The 19,219-nt window shown below is 70.7% G+C and carries 18 protein-coding genes; 12 read left to right on the plus strand and 6 right to left on the minus strand.

Features of this window, described 5'->3' with window-relative positions:
• Positions 1-136: 136 nt before the first annotated feature.
• From EDF55_RS16640 to EDF55_RS16665, 6 genes are all read right to left on the minus strand, one after another.
• A complete protein-coding gene (locus tag EDF55_RS16640) occupies positions 137-781 on the minus strand; it encodes a TNT domain-containing protein (RefSeq protein WP_123656103.1) in 645 nt (214 codons plus the stop codon).
• 50 nt (positions 782-831) lie between these two features.
• Entirely contained in the window at positions 832-1,602 is a 771-nt protein-coding gene (locus EDF55_RS16645) for a succinate dehydrogenase iron-sulfur subunit (protein WP_123656104.1), read from the minus strand.
• The gene (sdhA, locus tag EDF55_RS16650) at positions 1,602-3,395 is read right to left on the minus strand and encodes a succinate dehydrogenase flavoprotein subunit (protein WP_123656105.1); all 1,794 of its coding nucleotides are present in this window, start codon (positions 3,393-3,395) and stop codon (positions 1,602-1,604) included. Before sdhA ends, EDF55_RS16645 begins: the two co-directional genes overlap by 1 nt.
• A 49-nt stretch (positions 3,396-3,444) precedes the next feature.
• Entirely contained in the window at positions 3,445-3,891 is a 447-nt protein-coding gene (sdhD, locus tag EDF55_RS16655; protein WP_123656106.1) for a succinate dehydrogenase, hydrophobic membrane anchor protein, read from the minus strand.
• A 13-nt stretch (positions 3,892-3,904) separates the two neighbouring features.
• A complete protein-coding gene (gene sdhC / locus EDF55_RS16660; protein ID WP_123656107.1) occupies positions 3,905-4,354 on the minus strand; it encodes a succinate dehydrogenase, cytochrome b556 subunit in 450 nt (149 codons plus the stop codon).
• 75 nt (positions 4,355-4,429) lie between these two features.
• Positions 4,430-5,665 carry a glycosyltransferase family 1 protein gene (locus tag EDF55_RS16665; protein ID WP_260236092.1) on the minus strand — a complete coding sequence of 412 codons (1,236 nt, stop codon included), beginning with the start codon at positions 5,663-5,665 and terminating at the stop codon, positions 4,430-4,432.
• Between the two features lie 171 nt (positions 5,666-5,836).
• On the opposite strand from EDF55_RS16665, the gene EDF55_RS16670 reads away from it, so the two are divergent.
• The 12 genes from EDF55_RS16670 (at position 5,837) to EDF55_RS16725 (ending at position 18,766) form a co-directional block, all read left to right on the plus strand.
• Positions 5,837-6,952 (plus strand): mannose-1-phosphate guanylyltransferase, encoded by a 1,116-nt coding sequence (locus EDF55_RS16670; protein ID WP_123656109.1) that lies wholly within the window; start codon positions 5,837-5,839, stop codon positions 6,950-6,952.
• A 197-nt stretch (positions 6,953-7,149) separates the two neighbouring features.
• Positions 7,150-8,223 carry a BMP family protein gene (locus EDF55_RS16675; RefSeq protein ID WP_123656110.1) on the plus strand — a complete coding sequence of 358 codons (1,074 nt, stop codon included), beginning with the start codon at positions 7,150-7,152 and terminating at the stop codon, positions 8,221-8,223.
• 83 nt (positions 8,224-8,306) lie between these two features.
• Positions 8,307-9,827, plus strand: coding sequence for an ABC transporter ATP-binding protein (locus EDF55_RS16680; protein ID WP_123656111.1), 1,521 nt, complete (start codon positions 8,307-8,309; stop codon positions 9,825-9,827).
• Positions 9,824-11,161 (plus strand): ABC transporter permease, encoded by a 1,338-nt coding sequence (locus EDF55_RS16685; RefSeq protein WP_260236093.1) that lies wholly within the window; start codon positions 9,824-9,826, stop codon positions 11,159-11,161. The genes EDF55_RS16680 and EDF55_RS16685 overlap by 4 nt, the downstream gene beginning before the upstream one ends.
• A complete protein-coding gene (locus EDF55_RS16690) occupies positions 11,158-12,447 on the plus strand; it encodes an ABC transporter permease (RefSeq protein ID WP_395867757.1) in 1,290 nt (429 codons plus the stop codon). Before EDF55_RS16685 ends, EDF55_RS16690 begins: the two co-directional genes overlap by 4 nt.
• Positions 12,448-12,463: 16 nt before the next feature.
• Positions 12,464-12,943, plus strand: a complete 480-nt coding sequence (locus tag EDF55_RS16695; protein WP_123656112.1) for a cytidine deaminase — start codon at positions 12,464-12,466, stop codon at positions 12,941-12,943.
• Positions 12,944-12,946: 3 nt separating this feature from the next.
• On the plus strand, positions 12,947-14,233 hold the full coding sequence (locus EDF55_RS16700; RefSeq protein ID WP_123656113.1) for a thymidine phosphorylase: 1,287 nt from the start codon (positions 12,947-12,949) through the stop codon (positions 14,231-14,233).
• A gap of 98 nt (positions 14,234-14,331) precedes the next feature.
• On the plus strand, positions 14,332-15,447 hold the full coding sequence (locus EDF55_RS16705) for an adenosine deaminase (RefSeq protein ID WP_123656114.1): 1,116 nt from the start codon (positions 14,332-14,334) through the stop codon (positions 15,445-15,447).
• Positions 15,448-15,451: 4 nt separating this feature from the next.
• A complete protein-coding gene (locus EDF55_RS16710; protein WP_123656115.1) occupies positions 15,452-15,898 on the plus strand; it encodes a PTS sugar transporter subunit IIA in 447 nt (148 codons plus the stop codon).
• Entirely contained in the window at positions 15,895-16,182 is a 288-nt protein-coding gene (locus tag EDF55_RS16715) for a PTS sugar transporter subunit IIB (RefSeq protein WP_123656116.1), read from the plus strand. The genes EDF55_RS16710 and EDF55_RS16715 overlap by 4 nt, the downstream gene beginning before the upstream one ends.
• 77 nt (positions 16,183-16,259) lie before the next feature.
• On the plus strand, positions 16,260-17,099 hold the full coding sequence (locus EDF55_RS16720) for a purine-nucleoside phosphorylase (protein WP_123656117.1): 840 nt from the start codon (positions 16,260-16,262) through the stop codon (positions 17,097-17,099).
• Positions 17,096-18,766, plus strand: coding sequence for a phospho-sugar mutase (locus tag EDF55_RS16725; protein WP_123656118.1), 1,671 nt, complete (start codon positions 17,096-17,098; stop codon positions 18,764-18,766). The genes EDF55_RS16720 and EDF55_RS16725 overlap by 4 nt, the downstream gene beginning before the upstream one ends.
• Positions 18,767-19,219: the final 453 nt, after the last annotated feature.

Genomic DNA, 19,219 nt, shown 5'->3' on the forward strand with positions numbered 1-19,219 from the left:
GCAGTCGGAACGTTCGACTGCCGACGCGCGTTTCGACTTCCCTCGCACGAATCGGGCGGGCGCGCGGGCGCGCGGGTCGCGCGGCGGCGCGGGCTGCGCGGGCCGCGCCTGCGCGGGCTGCGCCTGCGCGGGAAGGTCAGACCGCGCGGACGCGGACCAGGGCGCCGTCGACGACCAGGTCGCGCACCGTGAGCGAGGGGTCCGCGATCTGGAACCGCAGCGCACCACCGGGCTGGTCGAACCACGGCTGCACGAACCGCACCGTCACGAGGAACGGGCGGTCGACGACGTAGCGGTGCACCTCGGGTGCAGCGGCGACGTGCGGCGGGAGCGAGCGCGACGGCATCGGGGTGTCGAGCGGGTGCAGCAGGTAGCCGTCCGGGCCACCGATGCGGTCCACCGGGACACCGGCCGGGATCTGGATCGTCAGTCCGTCGGGGCCGGCCTGCGCGACCTGCTGCGCGAGCTGCGGGTACGTCGAGGCGGCGCGGTCGCGGAGCCCGTCGAGCTCGTACCGCTGGATGTCCCGCGGCGCCGGGAACGGCCGGTTCAGGAAGCGGCGGAGCATCTCGACGGCGTCGGCTTCCCCGCGCGCGGTCGCGAGACGACGGGCCGTGCCGTAGTCGACGACCTCGAGCGCGAAGGTGTCCGGGGCGTCGGCGGGGACGATGCGGAGCGCACCTTCCACCGGCGGCTCGTGCAGGGTCTCTCCGGGGAGCTGCACGTACCGGATCGTGTAGCCGAGCTGGTCGAGGATGGGGCGCGTGTCCGCGAACGTCATGAGCGGGAGCCTAGTGGTCGGACCTATGCCGTTCCTGGTCTCCTGGCCGTCTATGCCCGACCGCGCATGACGGCCTGCTTGACCTCGGCGATGGCCTTCGTGACCTGGATCCCACGCGGGCACGCGTCGGTGCAGTTGAAGGTCGTGCGGCAGCGCCACACGCCTTCCTTGTCGTTGAGGATGTCGAGGCGCACGTTCGCGGCGTCGTCGCGCGAGTCGAAGATGAAGCGGTGCGCGTTGACGATCGCGGCCGGACCGAAGTACTGCCCGTCGGTCCAGAACACCGGGCACGAGGACGTGCACGCGGCGCACAGGATGCACTTCGTGGTGTCGTCGAAGCGGGCACGGTCGGCGACGGACTGCACGCGCTCCTTGCCGGGCTCCGGCGCCTTCGCGGGCTGGAGGAACGGCTGGACCTCGCGGTAGGACTTGAAGAAGGGCTCCATGTCGACGACGAGGTCCTTCTCGAGCGGCAGGCCCTTGATCGCCTCGACGTAGATCGGCTTCGACACGTCGAGGTCCTTGATCAGCGTCTTGCACGCCAGACGGTTGCGGCCGTTGATGCGCATCGCGTCCGAACCGCAGACACCGTGCGCGCAGGAGCGACGGAAGGTCAGCGACCCGTCCTGCTCCCACTTGATCTTGTGCAGGGCGTCGAGGATGCGGTCGGTCGGCAGCATCATGACGTCGAAGTCCTGCCAGCGCGGCTCGTCGTCGACGTCCGGGTCGAAACGCCGGATGATCACGGTGACGGGGAACGAGCCGGGAGGGGCGTCCACCGCATCGGTGCGGGGTGCGTCGGAGACCAGGGTGTCGGTCATCAGTACTTCCTCTCCATCGGCTCGTACCGCGTCACGACGACCGGCTTCCAGTCGAGTGTGATGTGGTCGTCGGCGAGTGACGAGTGCGGATCGCCCGTCAGGTACGCCATGGTGTGCTGCATGTAGTTCTCGTCGTCGCGCTTCGGGTAGTCGTCGCGCATGTGGCCGCCGCGGGACTCCTTGCGGTTCCGGGCGGAGTAGACGACGACCTCGGCGAGGTCGAGCAGGAACCCGAGCTCGACGGCTTCGAGCAGGTCGGTGTTGAACCGCTTGCCCTTGTCCTGCACCGAGACGTTCATGAACCGGTTGCGGAGCGTGTGGATCGTCTCCGTGACGCGGGCGAGGGACTCGTCGGTGCGGAACACCTGCGCGTTCTTGTCCATCTCCTCCTGCAGTTCCTTGCGGAGGGCGGCGACCCGCTCGGTGCCGGTCGAGGCACGCAGCTGCTCGAGCATCCCGCGGACGTTCGCGGCGGGGTCCTCGGGGAGGGGGAGGAACTCGGCGGTCTGCACCCACTCGGCGGCGTTGTTGCCGGAGCGCTTCCCGAAGACGTTGATGTCGAGCAGCGAGTTCGTGCCGAGGCGGTTCGACCCGTGCACCGAGACGCATGCGCACTCGCCGGCGGCGTACATGCCGGGGACGACGGTGTCGTTGTCGGAGAGGACCTCGGCGTTGGTGTTCGTCGGGATGCCACCCATCGCGTAGTGCGCGGTCGGCATCACCGGAACGGGCTCGACCACCGGGTCGACGCCGAGGTAGGTGCGCGCGAACTCGGTGATGTCGGGGAGCTTGGTCTCGAGGACCTCGGCACCCAGGTGCGTGCAGTCGAGGAGCACGTAGTCCTTGTTCGGACCGGCACCCCGGCCCTCGGCCACTTCCTGCACCATGCACCGGGCGACGATGTCACGCGGTGCGAGGTCCTTGATGGTGGGGGCGTACCGCTCCATGAAGCGCTCGCCAGAGGCGTTGCGGAGGATCGCGCCCTCACCACGGGCGCCCTCGGTGAGGAGGATGCCGAGGCCCGCGAGCCCGGTCGGGTGGAACTGGAAGAACTCCATGTCCTCGAGCGGGAGGCCGGTGCGCCAGACGATCCCGACGCCGTCACCGGTGAGGGTGTGCGCGTTCGAGGTCGTCTTGTACATCTTGCCGAAGCCGCCGGTCGCGAAGATCATCGCCTTCGCGTGGAACACGTGCAGCTCGCCGGTCGCGAGCTCGAACGCCACGACGCCCGCCGGCTGCTTGCGGGTGACGCCGTCGTCGCCGACGACGTCCACCATGATGAGGTCGAGGGCGTAGAACTCGTTGAAGAAGTTCACGCCGAGCTTCACGCAGTTCTGGAACAGCGTCTGCAGGATCATGTGGCCGGTGCGGTCCGCGGCGTAGCAGGCCCGGCGCACCGGGGCCTTGCCGTGGTCACGGGTATGGCCGCCGAAGCGACGCTGGTCGATCTTGCCCTCTGGCGTGCGGTTGAACGGCAGCCCCATGTTCTCGAGGTCGATGACCGCGTCGATCGCTTCCTTCGCGAGGATCTCGGCGGCGTCCTGGTCGACCAGGTAGTCGCCGCCCTTGATCGTGTCGAACGTGTGCCACTCCCACGAGTCCTCTTCGACGTTCGCGAGCGCTGCCGCCATGCCGCCCTGCGCCGCACCCGTGTGGGAGCGCGTCGGGTACAGCTTCGAGATGACGGCGGTGTTCGCCTTCGGCCCCGCTTCGATCGCGGCCCGCATGCCGGCGCCTCCCGCGCCGATGATGACGATGTCGAACTGGTGGTGATGGACGGTGATGTCGGTCACGGTGTCTTTCCGTTGGGGAGCGGGTGCGGGCTGCGGTGCTGGGCCGGGGCTACTGCGCGGGGCAGAACGACGGCAGGTCCGCGGCGGCGGCGCCGGCGGGGCACGGGTCGAAGGTCCAGCACACCAGGGTGCCGAGGACGATGAGCAGCACGCACGCGACGAGGATCGCGATGAGCAGGGTCTTCCGGACGGCCGGCTTCGACACGTAGTCGTTGACGATGGTGCGCATGCCGTTCGAGCCGTGGATCAGCGCGAGCCACAGCATCAGGGTGTCCCACACCTGCCAGAAGGGGCTCGCCCACTTGCCGGCGACGAACGCGAAGTCGATCTGCTTGACGCCTTCGCCCGCCACCATGTTGACGAAGAGGTGGCCGAAGATCAGCACGACGAGCAGGACGCCCGAGCCGCGCATGTAGATCCAGCCCCACTTCTCCCAGTTGGTGGTGCGGCGTGCGGCCTCGGCACTGCGAGGGGGCGCGATGGTCTGCGTGGTCATGGTCAGCCCCTGATCAGTGGAAGTCGGCGACGAGGTTCATGAGCTGGCGCGGCAGGAAGCCCGCGATCGCCACGGCCCAGAGCACGATGACGATCCAGAACATCGCCCGCTGGTACTTCGGCCCCTTGGACCAGAAGTCGATCAGGATGATGCGCAGCCCGTTGAACGCGTGGAAGACGATCGCCATCACGAGGGCGATCTCGCCGAGGTTCATGATCGGCGTCTTGTACGTCGAGATGACGGCGTTGTACGCCTCTGGGGAGAGGCGGACGAGGGCCGTGTCGAGGATGTGCACGAGCAGGAAGAAGTAGATCGCGACACCGGTCACGCGGTGCAGGACCCAGGACCACATCCCGGTGCTGCCGCGGTACAGGGTGCCCTGTGGCGTCCGTGATGCGCGCGGCGCATCGATCGTCACCTGCGGGGCGGCTGTCGCCGTACCCCCTGCGGTCTGCTCGGCCATGAGCTCGCCTTCCCGTAGGACAGGCCCGCCGATCGGCGAGCCGTTGCCGTCATGTTCGTGTGGAACACGTCCATCCTACGACCGCGCACTGACGTTCTCGTTCCACCCCGTGAGAATCCCACGCCCCGCGGGCGGCGCGCCGATGGTCCTGGCGGTGTCGTGGTGTGCGAGCAGTTCGTCGCCGATCGCCTCCCACGTGGTGCCCTCGACGCGGAGCCGGCCGGCGGATCCCATCCGATCGGCCCGAGCACGGTCGAGGTGCAGCCCGAGCACGGCCGCCCGGAGCGCCTGCGGCACGTCCGGGTCGTAGAGCTCGCCGTCGAGTCCCGGCGCGACGAGGTCGAGCGGACCGCCGGCCGCCGGGGCGACGACCGGGAGCCCGGATGCGTGCGCCTCCTGCAGGGTCTGCCCGAACGTCTCGGCGGGACCCGTGTGCACGAACACGTCGAGCGCCGCGTACACGTCGGCCAGCGCGTCGCCGCGCAGTGGACCGGTGAAGGTCGCGTCCAGGTGACGGAGCCGTCGCTCCAGCGCCGGACGGGAGGGTCCCCCTCCTGCGACCACGACCCTGATCCCGGGGATGCCACCGAGTTCGGCGAGCCGTTCGACCTCCTTCTCCGGTGCGAGCCGGCCCACGTAGCCCACGATGGTCTCCCCGTGCGGAGCGAGTCGCCGCCGCAGGGCGCGCACCGGGCCGGACCGCCGTCGGTCCGGGTGGAAGAGGACGGTGTCGACGCCACGACCCCACCTGGCGACGCGCGGCACGCCGTCCGCGGCGAGCATCGCCGCGGTCGCGGACGACGGGGCGAGCGTCAGCGACGCCCCGGCGTGGATGCGCCCGAGCACCCGGCGGACGAGGGGCGTGGTCGCTGCCAGGCCGTTGCGGCGGGCGAACCCGGCCACGTCGGTCTGGAAGACGGCGACGGAGGGGATGCCGAGCCTCCCGGCTGCCGTGATCGCGCGCCCACCCAACAGGAACGGACTCGCGGCGTGCAGCACGTCGGCGCCGGAGGCGGCGAGGATGGTGTCGAGGACGGGGTGGGGGAGCGCGACCGGGAACTGCCGGTACGCGACGGCGGGGATCCGGTGGACGTCGAACCCGCGGTACCGCTCCAGCTCGGTCCGGGAACGACGGCTCGCGAGCCACGGGGTGTCCGGCGCGATCACGACCGCGCGGTGGCCCCGGCGCTCGAGGTGGTCCAGGACCGCCAGGACACTCGTGGTCACGCCGTTGAGGGTGGGCAGGAAGCTCTCGGTCACGACGGCGACGGTCCTCTGGGCCGAGCCGCGCTCCACGCTGCGTGCGTTCATGGCGGTGCCCATGCTCCGCGCGCCACGTGACGCTGCGGGGGACCCGACGGTGAACGGGACGGTGGGCGCGGGTGAACTCACCGTGCGGTTTGCCGCACCGGGCGCGCACCCGTCGGGCGATCCCGTCGTGCGCACCCAGGAAGGACGACCCCCGACCGGTACGGTGAGCGGGTGGCAGCCCCCCTCGAAGACTTCTACGCGATCATCCCCGCCGGCGGGATCGGATCGCGCCTCTGGCCGCTCTCGCGCGCCGACGCCCCGAAGTTCCTGCACGACCTGACCGGATCGGGCACCTCGCTCCTCCGGCAGACGTGGGACCGGCTCGCACCGCTCGCGGGGGAGTCGCGGATCATGGTGGTCACCGGCCGCGCGCACCGCGTCGCGGTCGAGTCGCAGCTGCCGGGCATCGACGACCACAACGTCGTGCTCGAGAGCGAGCCGAAGGACTCCACCGCGGCGATCGGTCTCGCGGCCGCGATCCTCCGTCGTCGGGAGCCCGACGTCGTCATCGGGTCGTTCGCGGCCGACCACGTCATCGGCGACGCCCGCGGGTTCCGCCGGTCGGTGCGCGAGGCCGTGGCGGTCGCCCGTGCCGGGTACGTCACCACGATCGGCATCACCCCGACCGAGCCGGCGATCGGCTTCGGCTACATCCACGCCGACGGTGAGGGCCTGGGGGTCGATGGTGCCCCGAACGCCCACTCGGTGCGGTCCTTCGTCGAGAAGCCCGACCTGGACACGGCCCGCGGGTACCTGGAGGACGGCTCCTACCTCTGGAACGCCGGCATGTTCATCGCCCGGGCGGACGTCATCCTCGCGGAGATCGGCCGGGCCGAGCCGGAGCTGCTCGCCGGCCTCGAAGAGCTCGCCGCCGCGTGGGACACCTCGGCGCGCGGCGTCGTGGTGGACCGGATCTGGCCCGCGCTGAAGAAGATCGCGATCGACTACACCGTGGCGGAGCCCGCGGCGGCTGCCGGCCGGATGGCCGTGGTGCCCGGCGACTTCGACTGGGACGACGTCGGCGACTTCGCGTCCCTCGCGAAGTTGCAGTCCGGCGGCCGGACGAACAACCTCGCGGTGCTCGGCGACGGCGCCCGGATCCTGGCGGACTCCTCGAGCGGGATCGTGGTGTCGCACAGCCAGCGCCTGATCTCGCTCATCGGGGTCGAGGACATCGTGGTCGTGGACACCCCGGACGCACTGCTCGTGACGACCAGCGCGAACGCCCAGCGGGTCAAGGGTGTGGTGGATGCACTGAAGATCAGTGGCCGGGACGACGTCCTGTAGCGCTCCATCGCCAAACCCCCACAACTGGGGTCCTGAGCACGTCGTCGCGTTACGGCCGCGTTACGGCGCGGTCGCGATCTCGTAACTGATCCACAGGCGGCTCCGAGGGCGTTCTGTACCGACCAGGCGGTCGTGTACTGTCGCCACGATCGCCCGGTGCGCAGTGACCGGGCCCTGCTCCCCGGAGGAACCAACCCGTGTCATCTCGTACCCGTCAGATCGCACTCAGCGGCCTCGCGCTCCTCGGCACCGTCGCCGTCCTGGCCGGCTGCTCCGCCGCTCCGTCCGACACCTCGTCGGCGAAGACCACCAGCTTCCGCCCCTGCATGGTGTCGGACTCCGGCGGCTTCGACGACAAGTCCTTCAACCAGCTCGGCTACGAGGGCCTGAAGGACGCCGCCAAGGACCTCGGCGCGACCTACAAGTCGGCCGAGTCGAAGGACTCCACGGTCTACGACTCCAACATCGAGCAGCTCGTCAACCAGAACTGCAAGCTCATCGTGACGGTCGGCTTCAACCTCGCCGACGCCACGAAGAAGCAGGCCGCTGCGAACCCCGACACCGACTTCGCGATCATCGACGACAACTCGATCGACGCCAAGAACGTCAAGCCGATCACGTTCGACACCTCGCAGGCGGCGTTCCTCGCCGGCTACGCGGCGGCGTCCTACTCGAAGTCCGGCGTCGTCGGCACCTTCGGCGGCATGCAGATCCCGACCGTCACCATCTTCATGGACGGCTTCGCGGACGGCGTGAAGTACTACAACGAGAAGAAGGGCAAGGACGTCCAGGTCAAGGGCTGGGACGTCGACAGCCAGAAGGGCTCCTTCACCGGTGGCTTCGAGGCCGGCACCCAGGCGAAGTCGGTCGCGCAGACCCTCCTCGACCAGAACGCCGACGTGATCCTGCCCGTCGGTGGCCCGATCTACCAGAGCGCCGCGGAAGCCATCAAGGACGCCGACAACGGCTCCGTCCTGATCGGTGCGGACAGCGACCTCTACGAGGCCGACCCGCGCTACAAGGACATCGCACTGACGTCCGTCGAGAAGGGCATGCGCCCCGCGACCAAGGACGTCGTCGAGCAGGCTGCCAAGGGCGACTTCTCGAAGACCCCGTACGTCGGCACGCTGAAGAACGACGGCGTCGGCATCGCGCCGTTCCACGACTACGCGTCGAAGGTCGACTCGGGCCTGTCCAAGGAGCTCGACACGATCAAGGCCGGCATCATCGACGGCTCGATCAAGGTCGAGACCAAGGCGACCGTCAAGTAGCACCACCGATGCGGGCGGGGGAGTTCTCCTCCGCCCGCATTCCCATGCGCTCCGCAGCACCACGACAGAAATAGACTCCCGACATGAAGCTGGAACTCCGCGGCATCACCAAGCGGTTCGGCCCCCTGGTCGCGAACGACCACATCTCCCTCACCGTCGAACCGGGCGAGGTGCACTGCCTCCTCGGTGAGAACGGTGCGGGCAAGTCCACCCTGATGAACGTGCTCTACGGCATGTACCAGGCCGAAGAGGGCGAGATCCTCCTGGACGACGTCGTCCAGGACTTCGACGGCCCCGGCGACGCGATGCGCGCCGGCATCGGCATGGTGCACCAGCACTTCATGCTCGTGCCCGTGTTCACCGTCGCCGAGAACGTGATGCTCGGCCAGGAGCAGACCACGTTCGGCGGCCGACTCGACCTCGCCGGCGCCCGCAAGCGCGTCCGCGAGATCTCCGAGCGCTTCGGGTTCGACGTCGACCCCGACGCCCGGGTCGAGGACCTGCCCGTCGGCGTGCAGCAGCGCGTGGAGATCATCAAGGCACTCTCCCGCGACGCCTCCGTGCTCGTGTTCGACGAGCCGACGGCCGTCCTCACCCCGCAGGAGACCGACGAGCTGATGGGCATCATGCGCCAGCTCCGCGAAGCCGGCACCGCCATCGTCTTCATCACCCACAAGCTCCGTGAAGTCCGCGAAGTCGCCGACCGCATCACGGTGATCCGGCTCGGCAAGGTCGTCGGAGAGGCATCCCCGACCGCGACGAACAACGAGCTCGCCGCCCTCATGGTCGGCCGCGCGGTCTCCCTCGTCGTGGACAAGGAGCCCTCCGCCGGTGGGGAGGACGCGCTCGTCGTCCAGAACGTCACCGTCACCGACCCGTCCGGCATCGTGCTCGTCGACGACGTCTCCTTCACCGTCCGGCGCGGCGAGGTCCTCGCCATCGCCGGCGTGCAGGGCAACGGCCAGACCGAGCTCACCGAGGCGATCATCGGACTCGAGCCGATCCGCACCGGGCACGTCACGCTCGACGGCAAGGAGCTCACCGGCCGGAGCGTCAAGCAGGTGCTCGACGCCGGTGTCGGCTTCGTCCCCGAGGACCGCAAGGAAGACGGGCTCGTCGGCGAGTTCACCATCGCCGAGAACCTGATGCTCGACCGCGCCGACCACAGCGAGTTCGTCCGCGCCGGCACGATCCGGGCCGCGGAACGCGACGCCTTCGCCGACGAGAAGATCGCCGAGTTCGACATCCGTACCCCCGGCCGCACCACCGCGGCCGGCCGGCTGTCCGGCGGCAACCAGCAGAAGATCGTCCTCGCCCGCGAACTCAGCCGCGACCTGCGCCTCTTCGTCGCGGCGCAGCCCACCCGCGGCATCGACGTCGGGTCGATCGAGTTCGTGCACAAGCGCATCGTCGCCACCCGCGACTCCGGCGTCCCGGTCATCGTCGTCTCCACGGAGCTCGACGAGGTCGTGGCGCTCGCCGACCGGATCGCGGTGATGTACCGCGGCGCGATCATCGGCATCGTCCCCGCGGACACCCCGCGCGACGTCCTCGGCCTGATGATGGCCGGAGAACTGCCCGAAGGAACGGAGCTGGCAGCGTGAGCACCCCCACGCCCCCCGAAGAGAACACCCTGCCCACCGACGACCGCATCCAGGACGTCGAGGGCGGCCCCCGCCTGATGACCGACTCCGCGGACGACACCGAGCGCCGCGCGGGCGACCGCACCGGCACCGCGCGCATGCAGGCCGCCCTGCAGGGCATCATGAACGGCTCCGTGCTCGTCACGGTCCTGGCGATCGTGCTCGCACTCGTCGCGTGCGGCATCCTCATCGCCATCACGGACCCCGCCGTGCAGCAGGCGGCCGGCTACTTCTTCGCCCGCCCCGGCGACACGTTCCGCGCGATCTGGACCGCGGTCGGCGGCTCGTACGCCTCGCTCTTCCAGGGCTCGGTCATCAACTTCGGTGCGAGCTCCTTCGCGCAGGCGATCGCCCCGATCACCCGCTCGATCGACTACGCCGTGCCGCTCATCGCAGCGGGTCTCGGCATCGCCATCTCGTTCCGCGCCGGCCTGTTCAACATCGGCGGCCAGGGACAGATCCTGATGGGCGCGGCCGCGGCCGGCTGGGTCGGCTTCGCGGTCGACCTGCCCGCGGCGATCCACATCCCGCTCACGATCATCGCCGGCATCGTCGGCGGCGCGGTCTGGGGTGGCATCGTCGGTGTGCTGAAGGCGCGGACGGGCGCGAACGAGGTCGTCCTGACGATCATGCTCAACTACGTCGCGCTCTACCTCGTCAGCTACCTCCTCCGGACCCCCGGTCTGCTGCAGGCACCGGGCAGCCCGAACCCGATCTCACCCGCCATGAAGGACTCCGCGGTGCTCCCGGCACTGTTCGGCCCGCGCTTCGGCATCGACCTCGGCTTCGTCGTTGCGCTCATCGCCGTGGTCGTCGTGTGGTGGCTCGTGAACAAGTCCTCGCTCGGCTTCCGCTTCCGCACCATCGGTGAGAACCCGCGTGCGGCTCGGGTCGCCGGCATGAGCGTGCCGTCGCTGACCATCTGGGTGCTCGTCATCTCCGGTGCGCTCGTCGGCATCGCCGGGGCGTACCAGGTGCAGGGTGCCGTCACGAGCGGCTTCACCTCGAACATCGACGCCGGCATCGGCTTCGACGCGATCACGGTCGCGCTCCTCGGCCGCTCGAAGCCGTGGGGCACCTTCTGGGCGGCGATCCTGTTCGGCGTCCTGAAGAACGGCGGCTACGCCATGCAGGCCGCGAACGGCATCCCGATCGACATCGTCGGTGTCATCCAGGCCCTCATCGTCCTGTTCATCGCGGCCCCGCCGCTCGTCCGCGCGATCTTCCGGATCCCGCAGCCGGGCGCGCGCCGCAAGAGCTCCAAGAAGTCCGAGCGGAAGGCAGTCGCCGCGTGAGCACCCTCAGCCCCACAGCGGCCATGCCCGCCCCGACGGCCGACCGCGCCGTCGAGTCCACCCGCAGCTGGAAGCTCCCGATCGCGTTCGCCGTGTTCACGGTCGTCGCACTCGTGTTCTTCGGGTTCCTGCACCGTGCCGGCGACGCCACGTTCCGGCTCGCGAACGCCGGCGACTTCGTGCAGCTGCCCGACGTGCCGCTGCCCGCCACCGGCACCGGCATCGTCGTCATCGTGGTGCTCGCCCTGGCCACCGTGTACGCGTTCGTCCAGGCCAGCCGTTACGAGAAGACCCCGCTCTGGGTGACCTCGCTGTTCGCGCTGTTCTTCGTGGTCGGGTTCCTCGCATGGGCCGCGGCCGGTGCGACGATCCCGGTGCCCGGGCTCCTCGTCGGTGCCCTCGGGCTCAGCGTCCCGCTGGTGTTCGGTGCCCTCGGCGGCGTGATCTCGGAGCGCGTCGGTGTGGTCAACATCGCGATCGAGGGCCAGTTCCTCGCCGGCGCGTTCGTCTCCGCGATGATCGGCTCGCTCACCGGCTCGGCGTGGGTGGGCCTCATCGGTGCCCTCGTCGCGGGGGTGCTCGTGTCGTTCGTCCTCGCAGCGTTCAGCATCAAGTACCTCGTCGACCAGGTCATCGTCGGCGTCGTCATCAACGCGTTCGTGTCCGGCCTGACCGGCTTCCTCTACTCGCAGGTGCTCTCGCCCGCCGAGCAGACGCTCAACGTCGGCATCCGGTTCCCGGTGCTGCCGATCCCGGTGCTGCACCAGATCCCGGTCATCGGCCCGGTGTTCTTCGAGCAGAACGTCATCGTGTACATCGCCTACGTCGCAGTGGCCGTCGTCACCTTCGCGCTCTTCAAGACGCGCTGGGGCCTGCGCCTCCGTGCGGTCGGCGAGCACCCGCAGGCCGCGGACACGGTCGGCATCAACGTGCTCAGCACGCGCTTCTGGAACGTCTCCCTGGCAGGCGCGATCGCCGGCCTCGGCGGCGCGTACTTCACGCTCGGCTCCGTCGGACCGTTCGCCAAGGACATGACCGCCGGCGCGGGCTACATCGCCCTCGCCGCCGTCATCTTCGGCCGCTGGGACCCGATCAAGGCGACGCTCGCGGCGCTGCTGTTCGGCTTCGCGTCGAACCTGCAGAACGTCCTCGGGTCGATCAACTCGCCCGTCCCGAGCGAGTTCCTGCTGATGCTGCCCTACGTGGTGACGATCTTCGCGGTGGCCGGCCTGGTCGGGCAGTCGCGTGGTCCCGCCGCGTCCGGCAAGCCGTACACCAAGAGCTAGCCGGGAGGCACGGCACATGACCGAAACGGGCCCTGCGGCCGACCACGCGGTCGCCGCCACCGCCGGGGAGGACCCCGCCACGAGCCTCCCGTCCGAACGCGACTGGGCGTCGCTCCGCGACGCGGCCACGGCTGCCATGCGGCACGCCTACGCGCCGTACTCGTCGTTCCCGGTGGGGGCAGCTGCGCTCACCGACGACGGCCGGATCGTGTCCGGCTGCAACGTGGAGAACGCGTCCTACGGCGTGACGCTCTGCGCGGAGTGCTCGCTCGTCTCGCAGCTGCACATGACCGGCGGCGGCAAGCTCGTCGCGTTCACGTGCGTGGACGGCGACGGGGCCACCCTGATGCCGTGCGGCCGCTGCCGGCAGCTGCTGTTCGAGCACTCGGCCGAGGGCATGCTGCTGGAGACCGTCTCCGGCATCCGCACCATCGACGAGGTCCTGCCGGATGCCTTCGGGCCCCGCACCCTCGTCACGTACCAGCAGGAGCACTGAACCATGGCCGTCGAACCGTTCGACACCGTCGACCTCATCCGCACCAAGCGGTCGGGCTCCGCGCTGAGCACGCCGGAGATCGACTGGCTCGTCGACGCGTACACCCGCGGGTACGTCGAGGACCCGCAGATGGCCGCACTCGCGATGGCGATCTTCCTGAACGGGATGGAGCGCCGGGAGATCAAGGACCTGACGCTCGCGATGATCGCGTCGGGGGAGCGGATGTCGTTCTCCTCGCTCGGCAAGACGACCGTGGACAAGCACTCCACCGGTGGGGTCGGCGACAAGATCACCCTGCCGCTCGCGCCGCTCGTGGCGTCGTTCGGGGTCGCCGTGCCGCAGCTCTCCGGGCGCGGGCTCGGCCACACCGGCGGCACGCTCGACAAGCTCGAGTCGATCCCGGGGTGGCAGGCATCGCTGTCGAACGACCGGCTCCTCGAGATCCTGGACGACGTCGGGGCCGTGATCTGCGCGGCCGGCTCGGGCCTGGCACCCGCGGACAAGAAGCTCTACGCGCTCCGCGACATCACCGGGACCGTCGAGTGCATCCCGCTCATCGCGTCGAGCATCATGTCGAAGAAGATCGCCGAGGGCACCGGTGCGCTCGTGCTCGACGTGAAGTTCGGGTCGGGGGCGTTCATGCCCACGTACGAAGCGTCCCGGGAGCTCGCGCAGACGATGGTCGACCTCGGCAAGGACGCCGGGGTCGCGACCTCGGCGCTGCTGACCGACATGGAGGTCCCGCTCGGGCTGACGATCGGCAACGCGCTCGAAGTGCGGGAGTCGATCGAGGTCCTCGAGGGCGGCGGCCCGGCGGACGTGGTGTCCCTGACGCTCTCGCTCGCTTCCGAGATGCTCCGCCTGGCGGGGCTGCCGGACGCCGACCCGGCTGCGGCGCTGGCCGACGGCCGCGCGATGGACACCTGGCGCCGGATGATCGGGGCGCAGGGCGGGGACCCGGCCGCCGCGCTGCCCGTCGCCCGCGAGCAGCACGTCGTCACGGCGCCGTCGTCCGGCGTGCTCGTCGAGCAGCAGGCGCTGCCGTTCGGTGTCTCCGCCTGGCGGCTCGGCGCCGGTCGTGCCCGTGCGCAGGACCCGGTGCAGGCCGGGGCCGGCATCGAGCTGCACGTCAAGCCCGGCGACACCGTGACCGAGGGGCAGCCGCTCTGGACGCTGCACACCGACGAGGAATCGCGGATCCCGCGTGCGCTCGAGGTGCTCGACGGGGCCTGGTCGATCGGATCGTCCGCTCCGGCGCGGGGGCCGATCGTGCGTGAACGCCTGACGTGAGGTCGTCTGTCCACATGTAGGGAGCCTCCAGGCAGTTCTCCACGAACCTGTGGGACGTCGCCTGCGAGGCGGGGGTGACCACCGATAGCCTGGTGGACATGAGCGCCGACGCCGCACCCACGTACCGACTGCCCGACGCGGGCGCCGTGATCAACGACCTGCCCAAGGTCTCGCTGCACGACCACCTCGACGGTGGCCTCCGCCCCGCGACGATCATCGAGCTCGCCGACGCGGCGGGCATCGCGCTCCCCACCACCGACGCCGCCGAGCTCGGCCAGTGGTTCGCGGACCAGTCGAACTCCGGGTCGCTCGTCGAGTACCTCAAGACGTTCGACGTCACCACGAGCGTGATGCAGACGGCGCACGGCCTGACCCGCGTCGCGCGGGAGTTCGTCGAGGACCTCGTCGCCGACGGTGTCGTGTACGGCGAGATCCGGTGGGCGCCCGAGCAGCACCTGCAGGGCGGGCTGACCCTCGACGAGACGGTCGAGGCCGTGCAGGCCGGCATCGAGGAAGCGGTCGACGCCGCCGGCGGAGCGATCCGCGTCGGACAGCTCGTCACCGCGATGCGCCACGCCGACCGCGCGCTCGAGATCGCCGAGCTCGCCGTCCGCCACCGTGACCGTGGCGTCGTCGGGTTCGACATCGCCGGGGCCGAAGCCGGGTTCCCCGCCTCGAACCACCGCGCCGCGTTCGACTACCTCGCCTCCGAGCTCTTCCCCGTCACCGTGCACGCGGGTGAAGCCGACGGGCTCGCCTCGATCCGCTCGGCCCTCGTCGACGGTCGCGCGCTCCGCCTCGGCCACGGTGTCCGCCTGTTCGAGGACGTCACCCTCTCCGACGCCGGTGACGGCTCCACGCTGGCGTCCCTCGGGGAGATCGCCTCGTGGGTCCGTGACCGCGAGATCCCGCTCGAGCTCTCGCCGTCCTCGAACCTGCAGACCGGCGCGATCGCCGCGTGGGGCGACGACCTCGCCGACCACCCGTTCGACGTGCTCTACCAGCTCGGCTTCCGGGTCACCGTGAACACCGACAACCGCCTGATGAGCAACACCACGCTCACCAAGGAGCTGGCACTCCTCGCCGGCACGTTCGGGTACGACCTCGACGACCTCGCCGCGTTCCAGATCAACGCCGCCCTCGGCTCGTTCCTGCCGCTCGAGGACCGCGAGGAGATCATCGCGCTGATCACGTCCGGCTACGCGGAGGCCTGATCGCATGGGTCTGCCGCCGCTCTCCGACGACGCCGTCGTGCTCGGTGCGTCCGCGCCGACGTGGCGTGACGCGCTCCGGCTCGCCGGTGGCGCCCTCGTCGCGTCGGGAGCGGCGACGGACGCCTACACCGACGCCATGATCGCCATGGTGGAGGAACACGGGCCGTACATCGTGATCTCGCCCGGGCTGGCGTTCGCGCACGCACGGCCGGGATCGTCGGTGCTCCGAGACGGCCTCGCCGTCGTGACGCTGTCCACGCCCGTGTCGTTCGGGCACCCGCACAACGACCCCGTCTCGGTGGTGCTCGGGCTCGCCGTCGCCGGGGTCGGGACGCACCTCGAGTCCATCGGCGAGATCGCGAACCTGTTCAACGACGCCTCGGTGACGTCCCGGCTCGCCGCGGCCGGGTCCGCAGCGGAGATCCGCTCGATCATGGGGGTGTCGGCATGAAGATCGTGACCATCTGCGGTGCGGGCATCGGGTCGAGCGCGATCCTCAAGGTGAACGCCGAGAAGGCCCTGTCGGCGCTCGGGCTCACGGCAGAGGTCGTGGCGGCCGACGTCGCCTCGGTGCGCGCGGTGTCCGACGACGCGAACGTGATCCTCACCTCGCAGGAGTTCGTCGAGGCGATCGGGGACACCTACGCCGAGGTCATCGTGATCCGGAACCACTTCGACCAGAGCGAGATCACGGCCGCCGTCGAGCGGTCCTTGGGCGAGGCACCGGCGCCGTAGCGGGGCGCACGGACCTGCGCTGGGTGCCCCGGAGCGGGGCGCACGGCGCTGCGCTCGGTGACCCGTAGCATTGGCCCATGGCCAGCACGACCACCGACTCCAACCCGCTCAACGACCCCGCCGTCGACCCGTTCGACGTCGCCCGTGATGCCGCAGCCGTCATCGCAGCGAAGTCCGGCATCGAGCGGCACGACATCGCTCTGACACTCGGATCCGGGTGGGGGAAGGCCGCCGACCTCGTCGGCGAGACCGTCTCCGAGATCCCCGCCGCCGAGGTCCCCGGGTTCAGCGCCTCCGCCGTCCCCGGGCACTCCGGCACGGTGCGCTCGATCCGCCTGCCCGACGGGCGCCACGCGCTCGTGATCGGGGCCCGGACGCACTACTACGAGGGCCACGGGGTCCGTCGTGTCGTGCACAGCGTCCGCACCGCCGCCGCGACCGGTGCCACCACGATGGTGCTGACGAACGGTGCCGGCGGCATCAAGGAGCACTGGAAGCCGGGCACGCCCGTGCTCATCAGCGACCACATCAACCTCACCGCGGACAGCCCGCTCGAGGGCGCGACCTTCATCGACCTCACCGACCTGTACTCGGCGCGGCTCCGCGCCGTCGCCCGCACGATCGACCCGTCCCTCGACGAAGGCGTCTACACGCAGTTCCGCGGTCCGCACTACGAGACCCCGGCGGAGGTCCAGATGGCGAAGACCATCGGCGGCCACATCGTCGGCATGTCCACCGCGCTCGAGGCCATCGCCGCCCGCCAGGCCGGCATGGAGATCCTCGGGTTCTCGCTCATCACGAACCTCGCCGCCGGCATCCAGAAGACCCCGCTGTCCCACACCGAGGTGCTCGAGGCCGGGCGGGATGCCGAGCCGGTGATCGCGGACCTGCTCGCACGCGTGGTGGCGGCGCTGTGACCTCGGACGTGCTCGACGTCGCGCGGGCGTGGCTCGCGCAGGACCCGGACCTCGAAACACAGGGCTCGCTCGACGCCGTGGTCGCGCGCGCGTCGTCGGGCGACGAGGAAGCCATGTCGGTCCTTGCCGAACGGTTCGCCGGGCGTCTGGAGTTCGGCACCGCCGGGCTCCGCGCCGAGCTCGGCTGGGGTCCGCTCCGGATGAACCGGGTCGTGGTGACCCAGGCGGCCGCCGGTCTCGCGCGGTTCCTCATCGACACCGGCCGGCAGCGGAGCGTCGTCATCGGGTACGACGGCCGGGTGAACTCGGACGTCTTCGCCCGGGACTCGGCCGAGGTGATGCGGGGCCTCGGCCTCGACGTCACGCTGCTGCCGTCCGCGCTCCCGACACCCGTGCTGGCGTTCGCCGTCCGGCACCTCGACGTCGGTGCCGGCGTGATGGTGACCGCGAGCCACAACCCGCCGCGGGACAACGGCTACAAGGTGTACCTCGGCGGGGACGACGACGGATCGCAGATCGTGCCGCCGGTCGACGGCGCCATCGCGGCCGCGATCGACGCAGTCGCCGCGGGGTCCATCGCCGCCCTGCCGCGCGCGACGGACTACACGGTCGCCCCGGCTGCCGTCCTCGACGCCTACGTGGCCGCCACGGCCGCGATCGTGCCCGCACCGGCCCTCCCGGTCGCATCGCAGCCGTCCGTCGTCTACACGGCCATGCACGGCGTCGGGTGGGAGACCGCCCGGGCGGTGTTCGCCGCGGCCGGGTTCGCCGAGCCGGCCGTCGTGCCGGAACAGATCGAGCCGGACGGGGCGTTCCCGACGGTGTCGTTCCCGAACCCGGAGGAGCCGGGCGCGATGGACCTCGCGATCGCCCGCGGTGTCGCGGTCGGCGCGGACCTGGTGATCGCGAACGACCCCGACGCCGACCGGCTCGCCCTGGCGATCCCGGTGGGTGCCCCCGGGTCCGGTCCGCGCGAGTACCGGCGGTTGTCCGGCAACGAGGTGGGCTGGCTGCTCGGCTGGCGTGCTGCGTCGCGGGCGGTCGAGGCCGGGCGGTCCGGGGTCCTCGCGGCGTCGATCGTGTCGTCGCCGGCGCTGTCCCGGGTCGCGGCCCGGCACGGCCTCGGGTACCGGGACACCCTGACCGGGTTCAAGTGGGTCTCCCGCGTGCCCGACCTGCTCTTCGGGTACGAGGAAGCGCTCGGCTACCTCGTCGACCCGCAGGTGGTCCGCGACAAGGACGGCATCTCCGCGGCGCTCGAGCTGCTCTCGCTCGCCACGTCGCTGGCGGCATCGGGGTCGAGCATCGCCGGGCAGCTGGAGGCGTTCGCGGCGGAGTTCGGCGCGTTCGCGTCCGGGCAGGTGGCGACCCGCGTCGACGACCTGTCCCGCATCGGCGCGATCATGTCCGCGCTCCGGGACGCACCGCCGACGTCGCTCGGCGGCATCGAGGTCCTCGCCACGACGGACTACCAGTCCGGCGTGGAGGGCTTCCCGCCGTCCGACATCCTGCGATACGACCTCGCCGGGGAGGCGCGGGTCATCGTCCGCCCGAGCGGCACCGAGCCCAAGGTGAAGGTCTACATCGACACGGTCGCGGCCACCCCCGCCGAGGCCCAGTCGCTCGTCGACGCCCTCGCCGCCGGCATCCGCCCCCGCGTCTCGTAGCGCGCTGCGCGCGCTGCTGCCGCGCGCCGCTGCCGCGCGCCGCGCCCGGCGCTGACGTGCCGGCCGCGGTGCGTCTTGGCAGCGCACAACCGAAACCGGCTCGAACCACGGTCATTCGCGGTTCGAGCCGTTTTCGGTTGTGCGAGCTCCGCGCGGAGGACGCGTGGGGGAGTCCTCCACAAGGGGTCGGCCGGCCGAGGTTGTGCACAGATCGGGCGCGCGAGCACCCGTCTTGAGCGGTCCCCGAGACGATGCGGGGATGGAACGTCTCGAGATCCTCGTGGGTGGGGCTGCGGACACGACCGGGCGCCGCGGTGCACGGCTGAGCGCCGCGGCGGACACCGGCCGGCTGCTCCGCCTGGCACCTGCGCGCTATGTCGACGCTGACGCCTGGCGTCGAGCGGACCCGGGCACGAGACACGTCGCGCGGGTCCGAGCGGTCCACGGTCGACT

Source organism: Curtobacterium sp. ZW137 (genome assembly GCF_003762905.1).
Taxonomy (GTDB): domain Bacteria; phylum Actinomycetota; class Actinomycetes; order Actinomycetales; family Microbacteriaceae; genus Curtobacterium.